Here is a 20546-nt window from a genome sequence, read left to right on the forward strand (position 1 = left end):
CCGATCAGCGAGCCCAGGCCTGGGGATCCTGCACCGGTGTCGTTCCGGGGAACGTTCCCCGCTTGCGCTTGCGGCCCGCGTGCATGCCCCAGTTGACCGACAGGCAGATCAGGTTGGCATGGAGCCCCGCGTAGGGGAAGCGCTCCACCCCGTCGATCACCTCGCGGTAGGCGGTGTTGTGGAAGTTGGTCAGCACGTACTTCACCGACACGTTGAAGCCAAGCGGGGCCTGCACCCCGAGCATCACGCTTTGGAAGAAGGGCTGTGTCCGGTCGCTGAACCACACGTTGAACTTGTCCTCCTTCTTCTCGTTCGCGTAGCGCTTCTCCTTGTAGTTGAAGGGCAGTTCCAGTTCGTAGCCGGCGAAGACGAGCACGTTGTGCATGCGGCCCAGCTTGATGCCCAGCGGAAGTCCGAGGGTATAGGTGCGGTACTTGTATCGTTCGTTGCTCCCGGGCACATCGTAGATGAAGCCCAGGTTGCGGATGCCCAGACCGCTGAAGAAGCCCACGTGCGCACCGGCGTCCCAGTGCACCAGCACGCGCGGGTTCACGAAGGGGGCGAACCGCACGATGCCGCCCTGACCGGATGGCACCGAGTCGCGCGACACGTTGAGCACGGGGAAGGAGAACACCCACTCGCTGCCGTTGGTGAGGTAGAACGTGCGTGGGTCGGGTCGCTGGGGCGGCGTGAGGGGCGAGGTCTGCGCGAAGAGGGCCCCTTTGATGAGGAGCGGGATGAAGGTGGCGAGGAGGCGGGTGCTCATGGGCGTGGCGCGGCAAGGTCGCGCAGGGCCAGGTAGACCCGGTGCATGGGGAGGCCCATCACCGTGTAGAAGCTGCCTTCGATCCGGGCCACGGCGGTGTAGCCGATCCAGTCCTGCACCCCGTAGGCGCCGGCCTTGTCCAGCGGGTGGTGGCGTTCCACGTAGTAGGCGATCTCCTCGGGCGCCAGGCTGCGGAAGGTCACTCGGGCCACATCGCTGAAGCGGATCCGCCGCTCCGCGGAGCGCAGGCAGACCCCGGTGACCACGCGGTGGGTGCGCCCGCTGAGCAGGCCGAGCATACGCCGGGCGTCCGCATCATCCAGGGGCTTGTTCAGCAGCAGGCAGGTGCCGGGTTCCTCGTCGAGCAGGACGGTGGTGTCGGCGGTCACCAGCACCTCGTCGGCGGCGAGCGCGGGCGTGAAGGCGGTGGCCTTTCGGACGGCGAGGTGTTCCGCCACCTCGTCCAGTGGCAGGTCTCCCGGCGGGGTCTCATCCACGTCGAGGGGCACCACGCGCAGCGGCAACTCCAGGCCTTCCAGCAATTGGCGCCTGCGGGGCGACGCAGAGCCGAGCACGATCCGCCAGGGGAGCAGGGGCCGGGCGCTCATGACAGGTCCAGCACGAGCGGCACCAGAAGGCCGTAGCCGACGGCGAGCACCATGGCGACCTTCATCACGATGCCGGCGCGGACGTGGGCGGCGCGGTCGTGGGCGTTCCAGGTGAGGCCGGCGCTGACGAGCAGGGTGAGGATGAGCACGGCGATGGTCCAGTACGAGAGGCGGTCGTCGAGGAAGGCACGGCGCAGGAGCAGCAGGGCGGCCACCAGGACCAGGGTGTGCACCAGCACGATGGCGCGGGCGGCGCCCATGCCCCACACGATGGGGATCGTTCGACAGCCCAGGGCGCGGTCGCCGGGCACATCGGCCATGTCCTTCTGCAGCTCGCGCACCAGGGTGGCCACGAAGGCGAAGCCCGTGAAGGCGAACACCCAATACCAGATCACGCGGAAGTAGAAGTGAACGGCGGCCTCGTCGTTGAAGGCGAGGAGCAGTTCGCCGGCATGCAGGCGCTGCGCGAGGGGGATCTCGTAGAGCCCGACGGTGAGCGGCACCAGTGCGGTGAGGGTCGCCACCAGGCCGTTGCCGATGATGAGCTGGCGCTTGAAGGAGGTGCTGTAGGTCCACAAGGCGCCGACGGCGAAGGGCGGGATGACGGCCAGCCGCCACAGGCCGGTGTGCGCCGCCACGGCCCACCCGCAGAGGAGGCCCAGGCCGCTGAGCACGAGGTGGGCCACCATGGCCTTGCGCCGGGGCACGGTGCGCCCCACGATGAGCGCGTCGGGCTTGTTGATGCGGTCGATGCGTGTGTCGAAGTAATCATTGATGATGTTGCCTCCCGCGGCGATGAGGACGGTGCTGCACACCAACAGGATGAACCAGGACGTTCCCAGAGCGAGGGTGAGCCCGCTCGCGCCGAGCAGACCGCCCACCACACCGTGGCGGATGACCACCATGGTGCCCGCGATGATGAACAGGTTCACGGGGCGGGTGAGGCGGAGGAGGTCCAGCATCGCGTCACCAGGTGTGTGCCCCGTCCGTCAGCCAGCGTCCCTGCACCTTCAGCGTCTGCTCCAGCACGTCGCGCACGCAGCCCCCGCCGCCGGGCAGCCGGCTCACGTAGTGGCTGATGGCCTTCACCTCTTCGGCGGCATCGGCCGGGCAGCAGGCCAGCGCCACGCGCTGCATCACACGCAGGTCAGGGATGTCGTCGCCCATGTAGGCGGAACGCGCGGGATCGAGCCTCTGTTCGGTGATGAGCCGCTCCACGAGCTCCAGCTTGTCGCGGGTGCGCGTGTGCACCTCGGAAACGCCGAGCAGTTGGAAGCTCTGCACCACGCCGTCGCTGTGGCCGCCGGTGACGATGACGATGCGCAGGCCCTCGCGCACGGCATGCTGCACGGCGTAGGCGTCGCGGGTGTGGAAGGTGCGCACCGGGTCCAGGCCGGGCATCAGCAGCACGCGGTTGTCGGTGAACACACCGTCCACGTCGAACAGGAAGGTGTCCAGCGCTGCCAGGCGTTCCTTGTAGGTGGGTTCAGCGGGCATCGGGCGTTCGGGGATGCCGCTTCGCGATCAGGTCGGAGAGCAGCGCATAGGTGCGGCGAAGGTCGGGATCGCCCGCCAACGCGGCGAGGTGGCGGTCCAGGGTGCCCTGGTCGCCGCGGCGTGCCGGTCCGGTGAGGGCCTGGTCGGGGCCCACGGCTGCGGCCTTCGCGGCGGTGGCCTTCCACAAGGGGGTCAACAGGTCGGGTGCGATGCCCCCGTGCTCCAACAGCACGCGGGCCTCGGCGAAGAGCGCCACGGGGAAGTTGGAGGCGAACACCGCGGCGAGGTGCACCAGCCGGCGTTGGTCCAGGGGCAGCTCCACCACCTTGCCGCTGAGGCTGCGGGCCAGGTCGAGCAGGGCGCGGCGGGCCACGTCGCCGTTGGCGTCCACCACCAGCGGCACATGGCTGAGGTCCGCGGGTTCGCCCGGGCTCAGGCTCATCACGGGCCACAGCACGCCGCGGTGCGCATGGGGCAGCAGGCGGTCCATGTCGGAGGCGCCGGAGAGGTGCGCCACCACACCGTCCCGCGCACTGATGCGGGCGGCCACCGGCACGATGGCGTCATCGCTCACCGCCAGCAGGGTCAGCGCCGCCGGCGGCAGCGCCTCATCCAGCCCGAACGGCGTGGTGCGCAGGGCGAGGGCCAGCGGTTTGGCGGCGGCGGCGGCACGCCCCGCCACGCCGGCCAGCGGAAGTCCGGCGCGGGCGATCGCGTGCCCCAGGTGGTGGGCCGCGCGGCCCGTTCCCACCAGCAGGATGCCCTCGCGCAGCGGCATGGTCAGGGGGTGCCGGTGCGATCGCGCAGCCGTCGGCGCACGGCCATCAGCGTGCCCAGGAACATCAGGATGCAGCCGGTCCACAGGATGTTGATGCCCGGGAACACGATCGCCTGCATCACCACGTATTCGCGCTCGAAGACGTTCAGGCCCACGCGGGCGCCGTCCACCGTCGCCAGCTCGAACTTCACGCGCAGCGGGTCCACGTCGAAGCCCTTGCCGGCCACGGGACTGCCGTCGCGGTAGATGATCACCGGGTTGGCCTCGAACCAGCGCTCGCGGTCGTAGAGGTCGCGCACGCGCATCCGCAGGGCGTACACCAGGTAGTCGGGGCCGAGCATGCGGATGGTGACGCTGTCGCGCACCGTGCGCAGGCTGTCGATCAGGATCAGGCAGGTGGGGGTGACGATGGTGTCGCCGAGCTGCTTCTCGTAGAGGCGGGGCGGCATGTAGTGCACACCGGCGCTGTCCTCGGCCTCGTCGGCGGCCAGGTCGGCATAGCGCACGTGGGTGTAGAGGTCGCGGTGCGGCCAGTGCTTGGTGCTGGGCTCGGCCACGTTGCCGAAGCGCGGGTTCAGCTGTACGAAGGGTTCCAACGTGAAGAGCGGTCCACCGGCGCGGGATGCGGACCAGGCCTTCGCACGCCACAGTGCACGGCGCGGGAAGTCCTCGATCGGGGTCCAGTGCGCGGGCTGGTCGACCAGGAAGGTGGCGGAGGCCGTGTGCGCGGAGCGGCAGCTGAAGAGCATGTCGCCCACCTTCACGGTGTCGCCGGGAACGTAGGTGGCGGGCACGGTGCTGAAGTACTCCGTCACATAGTGCAGGTTCACCCCTTCGGGACGCTTGGCCGCATAGCGGACGAAGTACTCGCCCATGCGCACCGTGTCGCCGCGGTAGAGCAGGATGTCCGTGCTGTTGCTGAACTCCTCGTTCAGGAAGCGCAGGTCCATGCCCTGCGTGTTGCGGCTCATCTCGTTCTGCCGGCTGGTGCTGATGAGCGCGCCGAGCAGCACCAGGGCGAAACCCACGTGGGCCACGGAGGGACCGGCGTTGGTGAGGCGGCCCTTCAGCACGGTGCGGATGTGGTCCAGGTTGGCCGCGGCGGAGAAGGCGGTGGCGAAGAAGAGCAGGATGAGGTTGAGGTCGGCCACGCGATAGTCAAGCAGCACCACGCCGAGCGCGGTGAGGAGCAGGGCCACCACCAGGGAGAGGGCGATCGCGCGGCGGAAGCGCTTCATGTCGGTGGACCGATAGCGCAGGTATTGCGCGAAGGCGCTGAGGAGGCTGACGATGAAGGCGAAGGGCACCTGCCACTTGTTGTAGTGGGCGATGGCCTCGCCGGGAGGAGCGAGGCGGGCCCGGGCCACCTGGCGCAGCCGATCGCTGTCGAGGGCGTCGGCCAGGGCGGTGAGCGGTACCTGGAAGGGCTCCAGCAGCAGGTTGAGCACGGGCACCGAGGTGCTGAAGGTGATCTGGGCGGCGCTCAACAGCAGCACCAATGCGCCGATGAAGAGCCAGAACTCGCGGCTCCACAGCGCCTCCTCCTCGTTGGGCTGCGGGAAGTCGCGCCGCTGCGCGATGAACGTCCACACGGCGCTCACCAGCAGGAAGAGGAGGATGGCCGGCACCGGTTGCTTCAACGCGGTGCCGATGGCGAGCAGGGCCACGGCCACGATCGTGTAGAAGCGCTGCTGGCCCCGGTCGGTGTGGAGCATCACCACGGCCAGCCAGATGAAGAACAGCATGAAGAGGGTGAGCCCCGGCATCATGCCATCGCCCGTGAAGCTGTGCACGCTGGTGTCGCCCAGCACACCGCTGCGGGTGAGGAAGGTGCTGTACAGCACCAGGTGGAAGGTGACGAGGGTGAGCAGGAAGGTGGTGTAGACCGACGTGGGCCGATGGCGGTTCACCAGCATCAGGTGGCCGGCGGCCACCAGGGTGAGCCAGGGCACCAAGGAGGCGTTCTCCACCGGGTCCCAGGCCCAGAAGCCGCCGAAGCTGAGCGCCTCGTAGGCCCAGGCGCCTCCCATCAGGATGCCGGTGCCGAGCACCATCACGCCGAAGAATGTCCAGGGCAGGGCGGGGACGATCCAGGCCTGCAGCTCGCGCCGCCAAAGGCCCGCGATGGCGAACGCGAACGGCACCAGGGTGGCGGCGAAGCCCAGGAAGAGCGTGGGCGGATGGATCACCATCCAGTAGTTCTGCAACAGGGGGTTGAGGCCGCGGCCGTCGGCGAACTGGGGGATGCGCGTGAGGTAGTCGCCGATGCGCGTCCAAGGCAGGCCGAGGTTCTCCGGCAGCTCGCGGATGAGCAGGAAGGGACTGGAGCCGATGCGCACATCGCCGAGGTGCACGCCCAGCAGCATGCTGGCCAGGAAGAGCTGGACAAGGGCCACGACGGTCATCACCGGGGCCTCCCAGGTGCCGCTCCGACGGATCAGCACCAGGCCGATGCACACGTGCCAGAAGGTCCACAGCAGGAAGCTGCCCTCCTGGCCTTCCCAGAAGCAGCTCAGGATGTACTTCAGCGGCATCTGCCGGTTGCTGTGCTTCCACACGTAGTCGAACTCGAACCAGTGGTTGAACAGCATGGTGAAGAGGACCACCACGATGCCGAGCACGGCCGCGGCATGCAGGGCGAAGCCGGTGCGTGCCACGCTGCGCCAGGTGTCGTCGCGGCGCCGGGCGCTCCACCAATAGGCGCCGGAGGCCAGCAGGGCCCCGGCGAAGGAGAGCAGCGTGAGCAGGTGGCCGAGCTGGCCGGCCCAGGTGTGTTCGCCCGTGTAGGTCATCGAGGTGCCTCCCGCTCCATGGGCGCTACACGCCCACCTGGTTCTGTTCGTTGTACTTGCTGGGGCACTTCATCAGCATGTCCGTGGCGTGGAACTCGCCGCCCTCGGTGGCCTCGCCGATGAGCACGAGGCGCTCGCTGCGCTCGAAGTCCTGCGGCTTGGCCTTGGCCAGCTTCACGCGGCAGCTACGCCCCTGCAGGTCCTGCATGGTGAACTCCGTCAGGCTGGCGTTCACGCTGGGTTCATAGACGATGGCCTGGCTGCGGTCCAGCACGCCCACCACGTGGTACTCGCGGCCCGGGTTGGCCAGGGCCTCGTCGAGGTCGGCGTAGGTGCTGCTGTCGCTCAGGGAGCCGATCAGGGCGGCGATGGCCACGGCGATGATGGCGATGGCGATGAGGTGGCTGCGTTTCATGCGTCGCGGTGGGGTTCGCGGCGTTGGCGTTCCAGGCGGGAGAGGCGTCGGTCGAAGGCGGCCATCCATGCGGCCAGGCCCAGCAGCACCACGGCCACCACGGCGATCACGGCGTGCATGCGGCCCGACCCGTACAGGGTGTCGGCCAGCCAGGAGGGCGCTTCCACGGCCGCAAAGGTACCCAGCGGGAAGAGGGCGGCGATGAACAGGAACGTCAGGCGGCGGTCACGCATGGTCGTGGAGGCGTTGCAGACGGTCCAGACGTCGGGCCAGCGTCCATGCCCAGGCGCCCAGCAGCATCCAGCCGAGCACCGCAGGGTAGAACACCAGCCGCAGCCGGTCGTCCAGGTCGTATTGGTTGAAGGCCGGATTGCCGCCGTTGCCCGGATGCAGCGAGTCGCCGAGGCGGGGCAGCACCATCAGGAAGACCATCATCAGCACGTAGGCGAAGATGTTGTACACCGCGGCGAGGCGGGCGGCCTTGTGCGGGTCGCTCACCGATCCGCGCAGCACCAGATAAGCGGCGTAGACCAGGGTGGTGACGGCCGCGCCGTTGAGCTTCGTGTCGCTGGTCCACCAGCCACCCCAGGTCACCCGCGCCCAGATGCTGCCGGTGATCAGGCCCAGCACGGCGAAGAGCAGGCCCACATGCACGGCGGCGAGCGCAGCGCCGTCGTGGTCCAGCGAACCGGTGCGCAGGTGCCGCACGCTCATCACCACGGAGATGGTCATCAGCAGCATCATGGTGAACCACATGGGCACGTGGAAGAACAGGTTGCGGATGCTTTCGGTGAGCAGGCTGCGGTTGGGGAAGCGGAAGCCAGGGGCCTGTGAGCGGACGGCGCCGGTCGTGCAGGGGCTGTCGGCGATGCCCGCACCCCGGCCCTCGGTCCAGAACGCGTCCAGCAGGACCAGCGTGTCGCCGTCGGGCGGAAGCACCGCCAAGTGGGTGAGTTCGGCACGCAGGCCGGCAGGAACGTCCACCGTGGCGCTTAGGTGTGTGGCGTCCTCCACCATGACGCGGGACGCGCACACGCGCTGCCCATCGTTGCTGATCCACACGTGCGGAGGGTCGGCGGGGGAAAGCTTGGTGCGGTAGGACGTGACGCGCAACTCCACCGGCCCGGGGGCGATGCGCTCATGGTCCACATGCACGAGCGCGGGGGCGATGTCGACACCGAGGCCGAAGCACACCACGGCCAGCAGCAGCGCGATGCCCAGGGCCTTCCACCAATGCCTCATCAGTCGCGCCAAAGGTAGGGGAACAGCAGGTAGGCCAGGGCCACGGTGAGCACGTCGATCAGCAGCAGCCAGAGGAGGTAGGTGCCCGTGATGTTGAGGCCGATGCCGTCGAGGGCGAGCTTGCTGGCGCGCAGGGCGCTGAGGAGCAGCGGCAGCACCAGGGGAAGGCCCAGGACGGCGGTGAGCCCCACGCCGTTGCCGGCGCGCGCGGCGATGGCGGAGATGAGCGTGAGCACCGCGGCGAAGCCGGTGCCGCCCAGGGCCACGGTGAGCAGGAAGAGGGCGACGTCCGCCTCACGCAGGGCATGGCCGCCGAGCAGCAGGATGTAAACCGCCACGGTGACGAGGGCGAGGGCCAGCATCAGCCCCATGCTGTAGAGGGTGCGCGCGATCACCACGCTGCGCGGGTCGGCCAGGGTGTGCAGGTAGAGCTGGCGCCCGGCGTCCTCGCGCTGGAAGGCGCGCGTGAGGGTGTTGAAGGCGGCGAAGAGCAGGATGATCCAGAGCAGCGCGTTCCACACCGGGGTGGCCGTACCGGTGCGCAGGGCGAGGAAGCCGATGTAGCAGGCGCCGACCGAGTACAGCAGCAGACCGGCCCACGCGGCGCGCTGCCGCAGGTCAAGGGCGAGCTCCATCCGCACGATGGCGGCGATCTCCGAGGGGCGCATGCGGGGCCAAAGCTACCCGCGGCGCAGCGATCACTTCCTGCGGGAGGCTTTCACCGACACGGCGCTCTTGGCGTACACCAGGTAGATGTCCACGTAGGGCCGCATGAGCTTGGGCATGGACTTGTTCTTCTCCACCGGCACGATCAGCACCACCTTGTCGTCCCAGGTGGCGCCCACGAAGGCCTTGTACTTGCCGAACTGGCTGATGAGGGCGCTCCGCTCCTCGTAGGTGTCGATGCCATCGGGCCAGTTGCGTTCGTGGCTGCGGAAGGTGACGGCCTCGATCTCCGGGGTGCTCATGCCGGCATCGGACAGCGCTTGCCGAGCCACGGCGTCGGCGCCCAGATCATAGGTGGCGTACACCTCGGCCGGCTTCAGGATGATGGCCTGGTCGCGGTCCTTCCAACGCGGACCGCGGCTGATCTCGGGCCGCTGGCGCGCGGGCGCCGCGTCGGCCAGGCCGGCATTGGCCACGGCCAGGAAGAGGTCGGCCGTGGGGCGCAGCTCCTCCGGCATGTGGATGTTGTCCTTGGCGGGGACCATCACCACCGTGAAGGGCACGGTATCCTCGTGGAAGCTGAACATGCGGTAGGCCACGTAGTTGCCGATGTAGGGGGCGCTGGCCTGCCGGGCGCTGTCGTTGGAGAGGGCCACGGGCCAGAACTGGGGCCCGCTGTTGGCCACCACCAGCGCCTGCTGGTCCTCCGGCAGTCCGGTGGCCTGCAGCGCGGCCTTGGCCGAGCGGCCCTTGATCAGGTCATTCCCGGTGCGTATGGCGTCCCAGCGGGTGATCCGCACCTGTTGCTGGGCCTGAAGGGCGAGCATGGAGCACGCCGCGAGAAGGGTGAAAAGGGACCTCATGGGGATCGATCGGCACCTTCCTACGGAGAAGGTCGGCCGAAAGGTACCTCCGGCCCGGACCGCGAACGATCCGCACCTTCGCGTGTTGCTTTGTCACCATGCTCCGAACCATGCTCTCCGGTATGTTCCTGCTCTCCCTCTTCGGCTGCGGCCGTGCGCAAGGGCCCATCGCGCCCGTGACCCCGGTCGCCCCGTTCCATGCGCTGAAGGCCACCGACATCACGGGTGCACCGGTCGACCTGTCGGCGTACAAGGGCCATCCCGTGCTCATCGTCAACACCGCCAGCCGCTGCGGCCACACGCCGCAGTATGCCGAACTGCAGGAGCTGTACATGCGCTACGAGGCGAAGGGCCTGGTGGTCCTGGGTTTCCCCAGCAACGATTTCCTGCGGCAGGAGCCCGGCGACAACGCCGAGATCGCCGAGTTCTGCACCAAGAACTACGGGGTCACCTTTCCCATGATGGCCAAGGTGGAGGTGAAGGGCGAGGGCCGCGACCCGGTGTACCAGTGGCTCACGCGCAAGGACCTGAACGGGGCCATGGACAGCAAGGTGAAGTGGAACTTCCAGAAGTACCTCGTGGACGGACAGGGCCGCTTGATCGGCGTGTTCGATCCCGGCACCGACCCGCTCGACCCGGGCATCACCACCCTCATCGACGCCAACCTATGAACCGATGCGCCCCGCTGTTGCTCTCCGCGCTGCTGGCCTGTGGCGCACCGCCCGAGTCCACCACGGCCCCCTCGTCCACCCCGACGGAAGCCCCCTCGACCATGCCTGAGTTCCACACCCTCGCCGCCACCACCATCGATGGCAAGCCCTTTCCCTTCGAGCAGCTCAAAGGGCGGAAGGTGATCATCGTGAACACGGCCAGCGAGTGCGGCTACACGCCACAGTATGCCGAACTTCAGGAACTGTACGCTGCTCACAAGGACAGAGGGCTTGTGGTGCTCGGCTTCCCCAGCAACGATTTCGGCGGCCAGGAGCCGGGCGCCGAGGCGGAGATCGCAGCCTTCTGCGCCAAGAACTACGGCGTCAGCTTCCCCCTGATGAGCAAGGTGCGCACGACGGGCGCGGAGCAGCACCCTGTGTACGCATGGCTCACCCACAGCGACCGCAACGGCGTGCTGAACACGGAGGTGAAGTGGAACTTCCACAAGTTCCTCATCGACGAGCAGGGTGTGCTGCAGAAGGACCTGCCGAGCAGTGTCAGCCCGCTGGATCCGGCGGTGCTGGCGTGGGTGGAGGGGTGAGGTCGGCGTTCGTGCACGTCTCCGGATCATCTTTGCGGCACCATGCACGGCGGACCGGTCGACATCCTCTGCATCACCGCGCACCCCGATGACGCGGAGATCTCCTGCGCAGGCACCCTGATGCGCCAGATCGAGCTGGGCCACAGCGTGGGTCTGGTGGAGCTCACCGCCGGCGAACTGGGCACGCGCGGCAGCGCCACCCTGCGCAGGCAGGAGGCTGAAGCGGCCATGAAGGTCATCGGCGCGCGGTTCCGGTATGACCTGGGTCTGCCCGACGGCTTCTTCCGCTCGGAGCGCGAGGTGCTGCTCAAGGTCATCACCGTGCTGCGCCTGCACCGGCCGCGCGTGGTGATCACTAACGCGGTGCGCGACCGTCATCCCGACCACGGCCGGGGTGCCGATCTGGTGCGGGAGGCCGTGTTCCTCAGCGGCCTGCGGCGCATCGACACCATCTTCAGCGGCAAGCCCCAGGAGCCCTGGCGGCCCACCACGTTGATGCACTGCGTGCAGGACAACTGGATCGATCCCGACGTGGTGGTGGACATCACTCCCTTCTGGGACCGCAAGATGGAGGCGCTGATGTGCTTCCGTTCGCAATTCTACGACCCCACCAGCACCGAACCGGAGAGCCCGATCGCCACGCGGGAGTTCCTGCCTTTCCTGGAAGGGCGACATCGGGCGATGGGGCGCATCATCCACGCGTCGTACGGCGAAGGCTTCACGGTGCAGCGCGCGCCGGGCGTCCGCGATGTGATGGAGCTGGCGTGAGGCGCGCTCATCGACCCACCAGCCGGAGCAGCCGATCGAGGTCCGCACGGCCCGGCCGGTGATCGCGGAGGCGTGCACCACTGAGGGTCGCGAAGCGCCAGCCCTGGTAGGTGGCGTTCACCAGGTAGGCCAGCGAGGCGGTCAAGGCCGCGCCCGCGGTGCCCCAGGCGGGCACCAGCACCAGGCCGGCGCCGATCGTCACCAACAGCCCGAGCCCCGAGCCCACGGCGTTATGCACGTTGCGGCCCACTCCGCTGAAGTAGTGGCTGTAGGCCTGCGAGGCGGCCATGCCCACGATGCCGGGGGCCAGGCAGGCCAGCAGGGGGCGCACACCGGTCACCTCGGCCCCGAAGAGCAGGGCGTACACCGCGTCCGGCAGCAGCAGCGCCACCAGCAGGGCGCCGGTCGCGGCCGCCACCGAGGCCTTGAACACCGTGAGGGTGAGCGCGCGCTGCCGCTCGGCGGCGGGCTCGTTGCTCACCGCGCTGTACAGCACCATGCCCAGGCTGCGCGGCACCAGCCAGGCACCCTCGGCCAGTTGCGTCGCCACCGAGTACACGCCCAGCGCGGCCAGCCCCTGGAAGTGTTCGATCAGGTAGTAGGCGAAGCGGTAGTTCAGCAGCTGCATGGTGTTGGCCCCCTGCACGTGCAACCCCTGCAGCACCATGCGGCGCAGCAGGCCATCCGCTTCGGGCGGTGCGGGACCCCGTGCGCGCTGTACCAGGGCCCATGCGCTGAGGCCCACCGTGGTGGCGAAGGCCGCGTAGGAGGCCTGCACATAGGCCTGCACCGAAGCCCCGCCCGGCATGCGCACCAGGGCAGTGAACACCATCAGCAGCACCAGCCCGTGCAGGGCGGTGATGCGGTTGTAGGCCGCGATGCACTGCCGGCCGAGCAGCACGTTCAGGTGAATGGTGTAGAACGATTGCATCAGCGCGAGCACCACGACGTGTCCGGTCAGGCCAGTGGGCACCAGCGGAAGCATCTTCAGCACGGCGAAGGCGACCAGGGCGGTGAGCACGGCCCAGCCGTAGGCGGGCCGGAGCAGGGCCGGCAGCGGGGCGCGCGGCACCAGGTGCACCAGCGCGCCGCCACCCACCACGTTGTTCAGCAGTTGCACGAGCGTGATGGCGAGCACGATGAGGCTGATGGAGCCCAGGCCCTCAGCGCCCAGCAGGTGGCCGGCCACCATGATCACCAGCAGGTTCGCCAGCGTGGTCCACGCTCGGGCGATCACCGAACCGATGGCGGGGCGGATCATGGGCGCAGCCTGGCGAGGAGGGTGGACAGTTTCCGCTGGCGTTCGCGCGCGGCCCGGTCGGGCACCCGCAGAAAGCGCTTGCCGTCGACGAGCGTCACATCACCTACGGCGCTCACGGTGTGCAGGCCCTTGGAGTAGGCGCTGTTGGTGATGGGGCCCACCGTGCGCACGGCCTCTTCCCGGAAGGCCGTGGGGCTCAGTTCCAGCACCCGATGGAACACCACGCGGCCCCCGTAGGTGAGGCTGCTGTCCTGCCCGGGGCGGTACAGGGCGCCCTGATGCACGAAGGGCGTGCCGGCCGGCCGCGCGGAGCGTACATCGGTCTTCACGGGGTTCAGGGGATGCGGCAGGTAGGGCCCGTGGAGGTCCGCGGCGTGGTAGAGGAAGAGCTCGGTGTTGGTGAGCGGCGCCTTGGTCCCGAAGAGCCACCAGCGGCCGTTCCAGTGCACTGGCGTGGGGTCGAACAGCGGCTCCTCCAGCAGGGTGGCCACAGGCTCCATCCGGGTCATGGCCTCGTCGAGCTCGTAGAGCTGCACCCGTCCCAGCGCCGCCTGCTCGGGGATCACGCAGGTGCGGCCTTCATGCGTCAGCACGAACGGGTAGGAGAGGTGCTCCGGCAGGTCGAGCAGGGTGCGCGAGCGCTTCAGCACGTTGTCGCGCTTGGGTCGCAGACGGGCGATCTCGCCTTTGGCGCGCGCATGGTCGTACTTCTCGTACAGCACATGCAACTGTCCCTCGGCGTCAGTGAACCCGAAGGGATCGGCGCGGAACGAGCGCTCGGCGGGCGCCGGTAGCCAGCGCACGTTGAGGCTGGGCTTCTCCTCCAGCAGCCGGTGGATCGGCTGGTTCAGCACGCCGATGTTCCACTCCTCGTGCCGCGTGAGCGATGCCCGGTGGAAGCGCAGCTTGTTGCGCAGCTGCACGAAGAGGAAGCGCAGGAAGGTGAGGTTGCCGGGATAGCGCAGGATCGGTGCGGTGGTGCCGCTTGTGTGGCCCTGGGCGGCATCCGGGTCACCGGCCAGGATGCGACGCATCACCAGCGAGGGCCAGACGGCGCTATGGCGGAGCACGGTGTCCACCGTCTCCCGCAGGGAATGGTCCACCACGCCGAACCAGCCCTTGTGCAGGATGCGGCCGCCGTCCAGCTTCTCGGTGAGCCGCTGCAGCACGGCCCCCATCACCGGTTCGCCGCGCAGCAGTTCCCAGAGGCCCGGCGGGCCGCCGCGGTAGTGCTCCTCATCGCCGTGGTGGAAGCTCCACACCCCGTGGGTGGCCACCTCCAGCACGTCGCCCCGCAGGATGTTGAAGCCGAAGCGTAGCAGCATGTCGGGGCGGTGCGTGCGGATGCGGGCGATGTCCTCGGCGCTGAAGTACTGGCCATGCCCGCGGCGTTCCACGGTGCACTCGATCGCCGGCACGTCGCGCAGCAGCGCGCTCACGTCCTCGGGCGCCATGGCGGCCGGCCTGAAGTGCTTCCGGCGGTAGCGCAGGTAGAGCGCGATCCGCCAGGGATGGCGAAGGAGGCGCTGCCCAAGGCTTCGCGGTGCAGGCCGGGTGGGTGTGGGCCGCACCACGAGCACCAGGTCCACGCCATCCACGGCCAGCACGTGGCGCAGGCATTCGGCCTGCCAGCGTTGCAGCACGGGTCCGTCGCACAGCAGGCCCACGCGGAGCCGGGGTTCGGTGGCGTTCATGGGGCCTGTTGAAGCGCGTGCAGCAGGGTCCGGCCCACGGCGTCCGGTCCGTAGCGGTCGTTCACCCCGGCGCGGATGGTGTCGGGCCGGTAGCGGTCGGCCTCGCGGGTGAGCCGCACCAGCGCGTCGGCCAGCGCGGCGTCATCGTCCACGGGGATCAGCAGGCCGTTCATCGCGGTGATGAACGCTTCGGGGCCGCCGCAGCGTGTGGCGATCACCGGACGGCCCTGGGCCAGCGCCTCGCCGGTCACCACGCTGAAGGTCTCCACCCGGCTGTTCACCACCACGGCGAAGGTGCGGGCCATGTGGTCGAGCACGGCGCTGTTGGGCAGGCGGCCGAGGAACCGCACATGGTCGCCTAGGCCGAGCGCGCGCGTCAGCGCCTCCAGGTCGGCGCGGTCCGGGCCATCGCCGATCACGGTGAGCCGGAGCGAGGGCTCATGGGCACGGGCCTGGGCCAGCGCGCGCAGGGCACCGCTCACCCGCTTGATGCGGTCCACCAGGTCGGCCACCATCAGGAAGTGGCCGGGCGGGCCGGCGGGCGGCAGCGGGCGGTCGAGCCCCGGGATCGTGTTGGGCACCACCACCGGCTCGGTGCACAGGCCGTGGCGCACGAGGGCCGCACCCAGGTGGGGGCTCACGGCGATGAAGGCGCGGGCGCGGCGGGCGATGGCGCGGACGAAGGCCTTGAAGAGCGGGCCTTTCCGCGCGAAGGTGCCGTCCAGGTATTCGCTGCTCTGCTCGGCCAGTACGAAGGGGATGCCGCGCCTGCGCAGGCGCAGGGCGGTCAACGCGGGCCGCACCAGGATGTAGGCCAGCACCAGGTCCACGGCCGGGCGCTCGCGCTCCAGGACCTGCAGTGCGCGTGTGGCGGAGCGGAGGTGGCGCCACAGGTTGACGGCCTTGCGCAGCGGCGCCAGCGGCCAGGTGCAGGCGCGGTACACGGCGCGCAGCTCCCACAGCCCGTCGACGGTCCCTGACGTGATGGCCATCGGCGCGTGGGCGTCGGGATCGGCCTGCACCACCAGCACGCTCACCGGCGTATGGCGGTCCAGCGCGAGGGCTTGCTTGCGAATGAAGTCGCCCAACTGCGGGTCGCGGGGACCGGGGTACCACTTGGGGATCAGGAGCACATGCATCGCCCGGCGCAAGGTAGGCAGCCCCTGCGGGCCGATCGGAGCAACGGCATGGCGGCGTATATTTGCGGCCCCGTTGCTCCCGCGATGGGGACATGGTGGATGTAGCTCAGTTGGTTAGAGCGTCGGATTGTGGTTCCGAAGGTCGCCGGTTCAAGCCCGGTCTTCCACCCGAAGCAGAAGCGCCCCCTCAGGGCGCTTCTGCGCTTGGGGTGGAAGCGATCACGCGGAGCGTGGTCAACGCTGATCGCGCAGCTACTCCTTGATCACGCGCACCTGGAACGACCCTTGGCCGGTGGTTCCGTCGATGAGGTAAGGACCGGGAGGCAGCGCGCTCAGGTCGATGGTGCGATCAGGGGTCTCCAGCCGGCCGGAACGAACCACGGCACCCAGGAGGTTGAACACGGAATAGTGGACGAGCGGTCCGATCTGTTCGGTGACGTGGACCAACCCGTTGGTCGGGTTCGGGATGGCGATCGGGTCCGGCAGGTCCGAACCTGATGGCACACCTGTGGCGAGATCCTCTTCCCCGAGTTCGATCATCCAGACGTCGCGCACGCCGATGAAGTTCTGCACATCGCCATCGGCCGATTGGGTATGGCCGACGATCATGGATCGTCCATTCGACATCACCTCCACGGCGTCGCCGCCGTCGAAGTCGGTTCCGCCCATGGCCTTTTGCCAGAGCAGAGTTCCCTGATCGCTCAGCCGGGCCACCCACGCATCCATGATACCGTGGTTGCCGCTCACATCACCGTCCGTGGAGCGCGAATTTCCTGTGAGGATGAAGCCACCGTCAGCAAGCTGGTCGATGTCCAGGGGAATGTCCAGTCCGGTACCACCGAGGCAGTTCTGCCACTGGATGTCGCCGTTCGCATCAAGCTTCACGATCCACATATCCTGATCGCCGTGCTGACCCAGGACGTCACCGTCGCTCGAGCGGGTCTCAGCAGCGAAGAGGTATCCGCCATCGGAGGTGGCCAGCAGGTCCCTGGGCGATTCCGACCACGTGCCGCCCAAGGTCTTCTGCCATTGGATGTTCCCTGCAACATCGATCTTCACCAACCAGACGTCGCCGGAACCTAGGTTCACTGTGATATCACCGTCCAGGGACCATGTGCTTCCGGCAAGCAGATAGCCCCCGTCCGTGGTGTTGATGATGGCCCAACCGTCGTCATGACCTGATCCTCCAAAGCAGCGTTGCCATTGCATGGCGCCAGCGTTATCCAGTTTCACGACCCATGCGTCGGACAGGCCGTGATTGCCCGAAACATCACCGTCGTTGGAGGCGGCCGAACCGGCGACGATGCAGCCTCCATCCGATGTGGCGGCCACATCACGGGCGGTCTCGTTGCTCGATCCACCAAGGTCGACGCTCCATACCACGTTCCCCAGACCATCCAGTTTCACGGCGGACACTTGAGAGTAGAGGATCGGATAGGGGGTCATCATGCCGGCCAGGAAGAACCCTCCATCCAGTGCTTGCGCAAGGCCATGGGCGTTGTCCCAGCTCACCCCGCCGACAGTGCGTTGCCAGATCAGTGCTCCGGTACTGTCGGTCTTGAAGGCCCACGTGTCATGGTCACCATGCTGCCCTGACACATCCCCATCGACCGATGTCGTGAAGCCAGCAACAACGAAGCCGTGATCGGAGGTGCGCACGAGACGATGGCCGACCTCGTCGGCCGAACCTCCGTAGCAGTTCTGCCAAGTGATGGTCGGGGCCACCTGTCCGTTCAGCCCGATCTGCGAAAGGAGCACGGCGCCAGCGATCACGGAACCGCGGGTCATCACGGAACACCAAGGTTGCATGATGCAATGTATTCCTTTTGATCCACGTCCTGGTCGTTCCGTTCGGGCGCGATCTTGTCGCGGATGGAGAACGCGAACGCCCCGCACGAGGCAGGGCGCTCGACAAGATCCGTTCCGCTCAGGCCAGTTGCTTCTTCGCCAGGTAGAAGTCCACCTTCTCCAGGCTCTCGTCCTTCAGACGGGCATCCAGGTCCTTCAGGGTCTTGGGCGGCGGGATGATCACCTTGTCGCCCTTGCGCCAGTTCACCGGCATCGCGCAGGCGTGGGCATCGGCGGTCTGCAGGGCCTCCAGCACGCGCATGATCTCGTCCATGTTGCGCCCCACGTTCAGCGGGTAGTACATGATCAGCCGGATGGTGGCGGCCGGGTCGATGACGAAGACCGCCCGCACCGCCGCCGTGTTGCTCGTGTTCTCGTGCAGCATGCCGTACAGCTTGGACACGCGCATGTCGATGTCGGCGATGATCGGGAAGTCCAGGTACACCCCGGTGCGCTCACGCACGTTCTGCACCCAGGCCACGTGGCTGTGGATGCTGTCGATGCTGAGGCCGATCAACCGGGTCTTATGCTCCGCGAACCAGGCGCCGTGCCGCGCGAACTCACTGAGCTCCGTGGTGCACACCGGGGTGAAGTCCGCCGGATGGCTGAACAGGATGGTCCAGTGGTCCTTGATGTACTCGCTGAACGTCAAGGGGCCGTGCGTGGTGTTGGCCTCGAAATCGGGGGCCTTGTCGCCGATGCGCGGCATGCTCGGGATGGTGGGTTCCATGGGTCGTTGGATCTTCGGCGGCGAAGCTACCCGGGCCTTTTCGGTGAGGAGGTGATGCGGGTCACCGAGGCCGGCGTGTTCATCCCGCCTTCGGCGGTGCCGATCCGGTCCATGTGCACGACTTGTCCCGCCTCAGCGGGATGAGCACATGGGCGCATGACCACTTGCGCATCGGTTCACGCGCCGTGCTTGCGGTTGCTCAGCACCGTGTCGATGCTCCACGGGATGCGTTCGGCGAAGGGCGCTTTGCGGTGGGGGCAGCCGTCCAGCGCGCAGATGCGGCAGCTGGTGGGGATGCAGGGGTCCATGTGGATGAAGAGCTCCACGGTGCGGTCGAGGCGTTCGTTCACCACGGCCTCGATGGCGCCGATCTCGCGGTGGGCCTCCTCCAGGCTGTGGTACCAAGGCAGGGTGACGTGGCAGTCCACATGCAGCACGCTGCCGTAGGCGATCATGCGGAAGTTGTGGACGTCCACCCAGGAGGGACTGCGGTGCTGTTCGAGCACGGCCACCACGCGTTCGCCCAGCTCCAGGTCGGCCTCGTCCATGATGCCCGCCACCGAGCGGCGGAACACGCGCAGGCCGGTGAACAGGATGTAGAGGGCGAAGGCGATGGCGAAGACCTGGTCGAGCCACAACAGGCCGGTGAAGCGGATGAGCACGAGCCCCACCACCAGGGCCACGGTGCTCCACGCATCGCTCAGCAGGTGGGCGCCGCCGGCCTCCAGGGTGATGGAATGGCTGAGGCGGCCGCGGCGGCGCAGCACCAGCCCCATCACCAGGTTGATGGCGCCGGCGGCGATGGCGAGCCCGATGCCGGTGTCGATGTCGTGCAGCGGGGCATGGGTGAGCAGGCCCTGCACGGCGCGGGCGATGATGAGCAGCGCGGCCAGCATCACCAGCCCGCCCTCGATGCCGGCGCTGATGAACTCCACCTTGCCGTGGCCGTACGGGTGCTCGCGGTCGCGCGGTTTGGCGGACAGGATGAGGCTGTACAGTGCGAAGCCGCCGGCCACCACGTTCACGATGCTCTCCAGGGCGTCGCTGAGCAGGGTGGTGCTATGGGTGAGGTGCCAGGCCAGGAACTTCACGGCCATCACGGCCACGCCGATGCCCAGGATCCAGGACTGCAGGCGGATGTTGGCGCGGCCCCCCTCCATGGGGCAAGTTTACGCGGCTATCTTGGGGCCATGGATGAGCTGGCCCAGGCCATGAAGGCCATGCCCGCCCTGGAGGGCGAACTGGTGCGCAAGATGATGGCCGATGGCCGCGTGGTGGAGGTGCCCGCCGGCACCGAGCTGTTGCACGAAGGGGCGTATGTGCACGAGCTGCCGATCCTGCTGGAAGGCCTGGTGCGCGTCTTCATCGGCCACGAGGACAAGGAGCTGCTGCTCTACTTCATCGAACCGAGCGACAGCTGCGTGATGAGCTTCGCGGCGATGACGGGCCGTACACCCAGCCGCATCAACGCCGTGGCCGAGCGCCCCAGCAAGCTGCTGATGGTGCCCGAGGTCAAGCTGCGCCAGTGGATGCGCGAGCACCCCTCGCTCAGCGAGCTCTTCTTCCAGCAGTACCACGAGCGCTACAACGACATGCTGCACACCGTGGAGCAGGTGGCCTTCGGCGACCTGCCCACACGCCTGATGGACCACCTCAAGCGGCTGAAGGGCGTGACGGGGGATGAGCTGCTGGACGTGCGCCACGCGCGGCTGGCGCAGGAGCTGGGCTCGGCGCGGGAGGTGATCACGCGCACGCTGCGCAAGCTGGAGGACGAGGGCCGCATCCGGCAGCTGCCCGGCGGCATCCGCGTGCTCGGGTGACCCAGGTCACCGGCACTTGCGCGCAAGAGGCGTCACATTCGCCGCATGGCCGCCCTGCCGAAGTGGTTGAAGCTGGTGCTCGTGTGCATCGCGTGCGTCGGCATCGCCGTGGGGGTGGCCCTCGTGATCCGATCATTCACCACTCCAACACCCTTGACGCCATGATGAAGAAGAACGTCGGCAACATCGACCGCATCGTCCGCATCCTGCTCGCCCTCGTGTTCGGTTACCTGTACTTCTCCAACACCGTGACCGGACTGGTGGGCACCGTGCTGCTCGTGCTGGGCGGCATCTTCGTGCTCACCGCGCTGGTGGGCACCTGCCCGATCTACAGCGCCCTGGGCATGAGCACCTGCCCGGTGAAGCAGAAGGGCTGAGGGCCGGTCCGTTCGCATCGACCAGGGCCG

22 protein-coding genes and 1 tRNA gene are annotated in these 20546 nt (G+C 68.1%); 6 read left to right on the top strand and 17 right to left on the bottom strand.

The features are described from left to right. Window positions 1-4 precede the first annotated feature (4 nt). The 11 genes from IPJ87_04030 to IPJ87_04080 form a co-directional block, all read right to left on the bottom strand. Window positions 5-766, bottom strand: coding sequence for a hypothetical protein (locus tag IPJ87_04030; GenBank protein ID MBK7941034.1), 762 nt, complete (start codon window positions 764-766; stop codon window positions 5-7). Further along, on the bottom strand, window positions 763-1374 hold the full coding sequence (maf, locus tag IPJ87_04035) for a septum formation protein Maf (protein ID MBK7941035.1): 612 nt from the start codon (window positions 1372-1374) through the stop codon (window positions 763-765). The genes IPJ87_04030 and maf overlap by 4 nt, the downstream gene beginning before the upstream one ends. Continuing rightward, window positions 1371-2336: a geranylgeranylglycerol-phosphate geranylgeranyltransferase gene (locus tag IPJ87_04040; GenBank protein MBK7941036.1), complete on the bottom strand. Its 966-nt coding sequence runs from the start codon at window positions 2334-2336 to the stop codon at window positions 1371-1373. The genes maf and IPJ87_04040 overlap by 4 nt, the downstream gene beginning before the upstream one ends. A gap of 4 nt (window positions 2337-2340) precedes the next feature. Beyond that, on the bottom strand, window positions 2341-2871 hold the full coding sequence (locus IPJ87_04045; protein ID MBK7941037.1) for a 3-deoxy-D-manno-octulosonate 8-phosphate phosphatase: 531 nt from the start codon (window positions 2869-2871) through the stop codon (window positions 2341-2343). Next, a complete protein-coding gene (locus tag IPJ87_04050) occupies window positions 2861-3649 on the bottom strand; it encodes a DUF2520 domain-containing protein (protein ID MBK7941038.1) in 789 nt (262 codons plus the stop codon). Before IPJ87_04050 ends, IPJ87_04045 begins: the two co-directional genes overlap by 11 nt. A gap of 2 nt (window positions 3650-3651) precedes the next feature. Next, a complete protein-coding gene (gene ccsA, locus IPJ87_04055) occupies window positions 3652-6441 on the bottom strand; it encodes a cytochrome c biogenesis protein CcsA (GenBank protein ID MBK7941039.1) in 2790 nt (929 codons plus the stop codon). A gap of 25 nt (window positions 6442-6466) precedes the next feature. Beyond that, on the bottom strand, window positions 6467-6856 hold the full coding sequence (locus tag IPJ87_04060; protein MBK7941040.1) for a cytochrome c maturation protein CcmE: 390 nt from the start codon (window positions 6854-6856) through the stop codon (window positions 6467-6469). Then, window positions 6853-7089, bottom strand: coding sequence for a hypothetical protein (locus IPJ87_04065; GenBank protein MBK7941041.1), 237 nt, complete (start codon window positions 7087-7089; stop codon window positions 6853-6855). The genes IPJ87_04060 and IPJ87_04065 overlap by 4 nt, the downstream gene beginning before the upstream one ends. Next, window positions 7082-7873, bottom strand: a complete 792-nt coding sequence (gene ccsA, locus IPJ87_04070) for a cytochrome c biogenesis protein CcsA (GenBank protein ID MBK7941042.1) — start codon at window positions 7871-7873, stop codon at window positions 7082-7084. Before ccsA (IPJ87_04070) ends, IPJ87_04065 begins: the two co-directional genes overlap by 8 nt. Before the next feature lie 224 nt (window positions 7874-8097). Next, complete coding sequence (locus IPJ87_04075; GenBank protein ID MBK7941043.1) at window positions 8098-8766, bottom strand: heme exporter protein CcmB; 669 nt, start codon at window positions 8764-8766, stop codon at window positions 8098-8100. Between the two features lie 30 nt (window positions 8767-8796). Then, entirely contained in the window at window positions 8797-9627 is an 831-nt protein-coding gene (locus IPJ87_04080) for a hypothetical protein (GenBank protein MBK7941044.1), read from the bottom strand. A 122-nt stretch (window positions 9628-9749) separates the two neighbouring features. Between IPJ87_04080 and IPJ87_04085 the strand changes: the two genes are divergently transcribed. The 3 genes from IPJ87_04085 to bshB1 are packed head-to-tail and all read left to right on the top strand — an operon-like array spanning window position 9750 to window position 11647. Next, window positions 9750-10298, top strand: a complete 549-nt coding sequence (locus tag IPJ87_04085; protein MBK7941045.1) for a glutathione peroxidase — start codon at window positions 9750-9752, stop codon at window positions 10296-10298. Then, window positions 10295-10879, top strand: coding sequence for a glutathione peroxidase (locus IPJ87_04090; GenBank protein ID MBK7941046.1), 585 nt, complete (start codon window positions 10295-10297; stop codon window positions 10877-10879). The genes IPJ87_04085 and IPJ87_04090 overlap by 4 nt, the downstream gene beginning before the upstream one ends. Before the next feature lie 42 nt (window positions 10880-10921). Beyond that, a complete protein-coding gene (gene bshB1, locus IPJ87_04095) occupies window positions 10922-11647 on the top strand; it encodes a bacillithiol biosynthesis deacetylase BshB1 (GenBank protein ID MBK7941047.1) in 726 nt (241 codons plus the stop codon). Window positions 11648-11654: 7 nt separating this feature from the next. Here the strand turns inward: bshB1 and IPJ87_04100 are convergent, their stop codons facing one another. The 3 genes from IPJ87_04100 to IPJ87_04110 are packed head-to-tail and all read right to left on the bottom strand — an operon-like array spanning window position 11655 to window position 15741. Then, a complete protein-coding gene (locus IPJ87_04100; GenBank protein MBK7941048.1) occupies window positions 11655-12908 on the bottom strand; it encodes a polysaccharide biosynthesis C-terminal domain-containing protein in 1254 nt (417 codons plus the stop codon). Next, window positions 12905-14602: a hypothetical protein gene (locus IPJ87_04105; protein MBK7941049.1), complete on the bottom strand. Its 1698-nt coding sequence runs from the start codon at window positions 14600-14602 to the stop codon at window positions 12905-12907. Before IPJ87_04105 ends, IPJ87_04100 begins: the two co-directional genes overlap by 4 nt. Then, entirely contained in the window at window positions 14599-15741 is a 1143-nt protein-coding gene (locus tag IPJ87_04110) for a glycosyltransferase (GenBank protein ID MBK7941050.1), read from the bottom strand. The genes IPJ87_04105 and IPJ87_04110 overlap by 4 nt, the downstream gene beginning before the upstream one ends. A 94-nt stretch (window positions 15742-15835) precedes the next feature. Here IPJ87_04110 and IPJ87_04115 point away from each other — a divergent pair. Then, window positions 15836-15911: transfer RNA gene (locus IPJ87_04115), tRNA-His, on the top strand. Window positions 15912-15993: 82 nt separating this feature from the next. Here IPJ87_04115 and IPJ87_04120 read toward each other — a convergent pair. The 3 genes from IPJ87_04120 to IPJ87_04130 all read right to left on the bottom strand — a co-directional run bounded on the left by IPJ87_04120 (window position 15994) and on the right by IPJ87_04130 (window position 19479). Further along, complete coding sequence (locus tag IPJ87_04120) at window positions 15994-17529, bottom strand: T9SS type A sorting domain-containing protein (GenBank protein MBK7941051.1); 1536 nt, start codon at window positions 17527-17529, stop codon at window positions 15994-15996. A 139-nt stretch (window positions 17530-17668) separates the two neighbouring features. Then, window positions 17669-18298: a peroxiredoxin gene (locus IPJ87_04125; protein MBK7941052.1), complete on the bottom strand. Its 630-nt coding sequence runs from the start codon at window positions 18296-18298 to the stop codon at window positions 17669-17671. Window positions 18299-18495: 197 nt separating this feature from the next. After that, window positions 18496-19479: a cation transporter gene (locus IPJ87_04130; protein ID MBK7941053.1), complete on the bottom strand. Its 984-nt coding sequence runs from the start codon at window positions 19477-19479 to the stop codon at window positions 18496-18498. A gap of 30 nt (window positions 19480-19509) precedes the next feature. Between IPJ87_04130 and IPJ87_04135 the strand changes: the two genes are divergently transcribed. After that, window positions 19510-20139 carry a Crp/Fnr family transcriptional regulator gene (locus tag IPJ87_04135; GenBank protein MBK7941054.1) on the top strand — a complete coding sequence of 210 codons (630 nt, stop codon included), beginning with the start codon at window positions 19510-19512 and terminating at the stop codon, window positions 20137-20139. Window positions 20140-20303: 164 nt separating this feature from the next. Then, window positions 20304-20516: a DUF2892 domain-containing protein gene (locus IPJ87_04140; protein MBK7941055.1), complete on the top strand. Its 213-nt coding sequence runs from the start codon at window positions 20304-20306 to the stop codon at window positions 20514-20516. The last annotated feature ends 30 nt before the right edge of the window (window positions 20517-20546 follow it).

The sequence above is a fragment of the Flavobacteriales bacterium genome, from assembly GCA_016713875.1.
Classification (GTDB): Bacteria; Bacteroidota; Bacteroidia; order Flavobacteriales_F; family PHOS-HE28; genus PHOS-HE28.

Excerpts from the sequence above, each read along its gene's own strand:
- maf (MBK7941035.1), bottom strand. The coding sequence starts at position 1,374 with ATGAGCGCCCGGCCCCTGCTCCCCTGGCGGATCGTGCTCGGCTCTGCG.
- bshB1 (MBK7941047.1), top strand. The coding sequence starts at position 10,922 with ATGCACGGCGGACCGGTCGACATCCTCTGCATCACCGCGCACCCCGAT.
- ccsA (MBK7941042.1), bottom strand. The coding sequence starts at position 7,873 with ATGGTGGAGGACGCCACACACCTAAGCGCCACGGTGGACGTTCCTGCC.
- IPJ87_04125 (MBK7941052.1), bottom strand. The coding sequence starts at position 18,298 with ATGCCGCGCATCGGCGACAAGGCCCCCGATTTCGAGGCCAACACCACG.
- IPJ87_04105 (MBK7941049.1), bottom strand. The coding sequence starts at position 14,602 with ATGAACGCCACCGAACCCCGGCTCCGCGTGGGCCTGCTGTGCGACGGA.
- ccsA (MBK7941039.1), bottom strand. The coding sequence starts at position 6,441 with ATGACCTACACGGGCGAACACACCTGGGCCGGCCAGCTCGGCCACCTG.
- IPJ87_04120 (MBK7941051.1), bottom strand. The coding sequence starts at position 17,529 with ATGACCCGCGGTTCCGTGATCGCTGGCGCCGTGCTCCTTTCGCAGATC.
- IPJ87_04090 (MBK7941046.1), top strand. The coding sequence starts at position 10,295 with ATGAACCGATGCGCCCCGCTGTTGCTCTCCGCGCTGCTGGCCTGTGGC.
- IPJ87_04140 (MBK7941055.1), top strand. The coding sequence starts at position 20,304 with ATGAAGAAGAACGTCGGCAACATCGACCGCATCGTCCGCATCCTGCTC.
- IPJ87_04060 (MBK7941040.1), bottom strand. The coding sequence starts at position 6,856 with ATGAAACGCAGCCACCTCATCGCCATCGCCATCATCGCCGTGGCCATC.
- IPJ87_04050 (MBK7941038.1), bottom strand. The coding sequence starts at position 3,649 with ATGCCGCTGCGCGAGGGCATCCTGCTGGTGGGAACGGGCCGCGCGGCC.
- IPJ87_04080 (MBK7941044.1), bottom strand. The coding sequence starts at position 9,627 with ATGAGGTCCCTTTTCACCCTTCTCGCGGCGTGCTCCATGCTCGCCCTT.
- IPJ87_04065 (MBK7941041.1), bottom strand. The coding sequence starts at position 7,089 with ATGCGTGACCGCCGCCTGACGTTCCTGTTCATCGCCGCCCTCTTCCCG.
- IPJ87_04110 (MBK7941050.1), bottom strand. The coding sequence starts at position 15,741 with ATGCATGTGCTCCTGATCCCCAAGTGGTACCCCGGTCCCCGCGACCCG.
- IPJ87_04135 (MBK7941054.1), top strand. The coding sequence starts at position 19,510 with ATGGATGAGCTGGCCCAGGCCATGAAGGCCATGCCCGCCCTGGAGGGC.
- IPJ87_04085 (MBK7941045.1), top strand. The coding sequence starts at position 9,750 with ATGTTCCTGCTCTCCCTCTTCGGCTGCGGCCGTGCGCAAGGGCCCATC.
- IPJ87_04130 (MBK7941053.1), bottom strand. The coding sequence starts at position 19,479 with ATGGAGGGGGGCCGCGCCAACATCCGCCTGCAGTCCTGGATCCTGGGC.
- IPJ87_04030 (MBK7941034.1), bottom strand. The coding sequence starts at position 766 with ATGAGCACCCGCCTCCTCGCCACCTTCATCCCGCTCCTCATCAAAGGG.
- IPJ87_04040 (MBK7941036.1), bottom strand. The coding sequence starts at position 2,336 with ATGCTGGACCTCCTCCGCCTCACCCGCCCCGTGAACCTGTTCATCATC.
- IPJ87_04045 (MBK7941037.1), bottom strand. The coding sequence starts at position 2,871 with ATGCCCGCTGAACCCACCTACAAGGAACGCCTGGCAGCGCTGGACACC.
- IPJ87_04100 (MBK7941048.1), bottom strand. The coding sequence starts at position 12,908 with ATGATCCGCCCCGCCATCGGTTCGGTGATCGCCCGAGCGTGGACCACG.
- IPJ87_04075 (MBK7941043.1), bottom strand. The coding sequence starts at position 8,766 with ATGCGCCCCTCGGAGATCGCCGCCATCGTGCGGATGGAGCTCGCCCTT.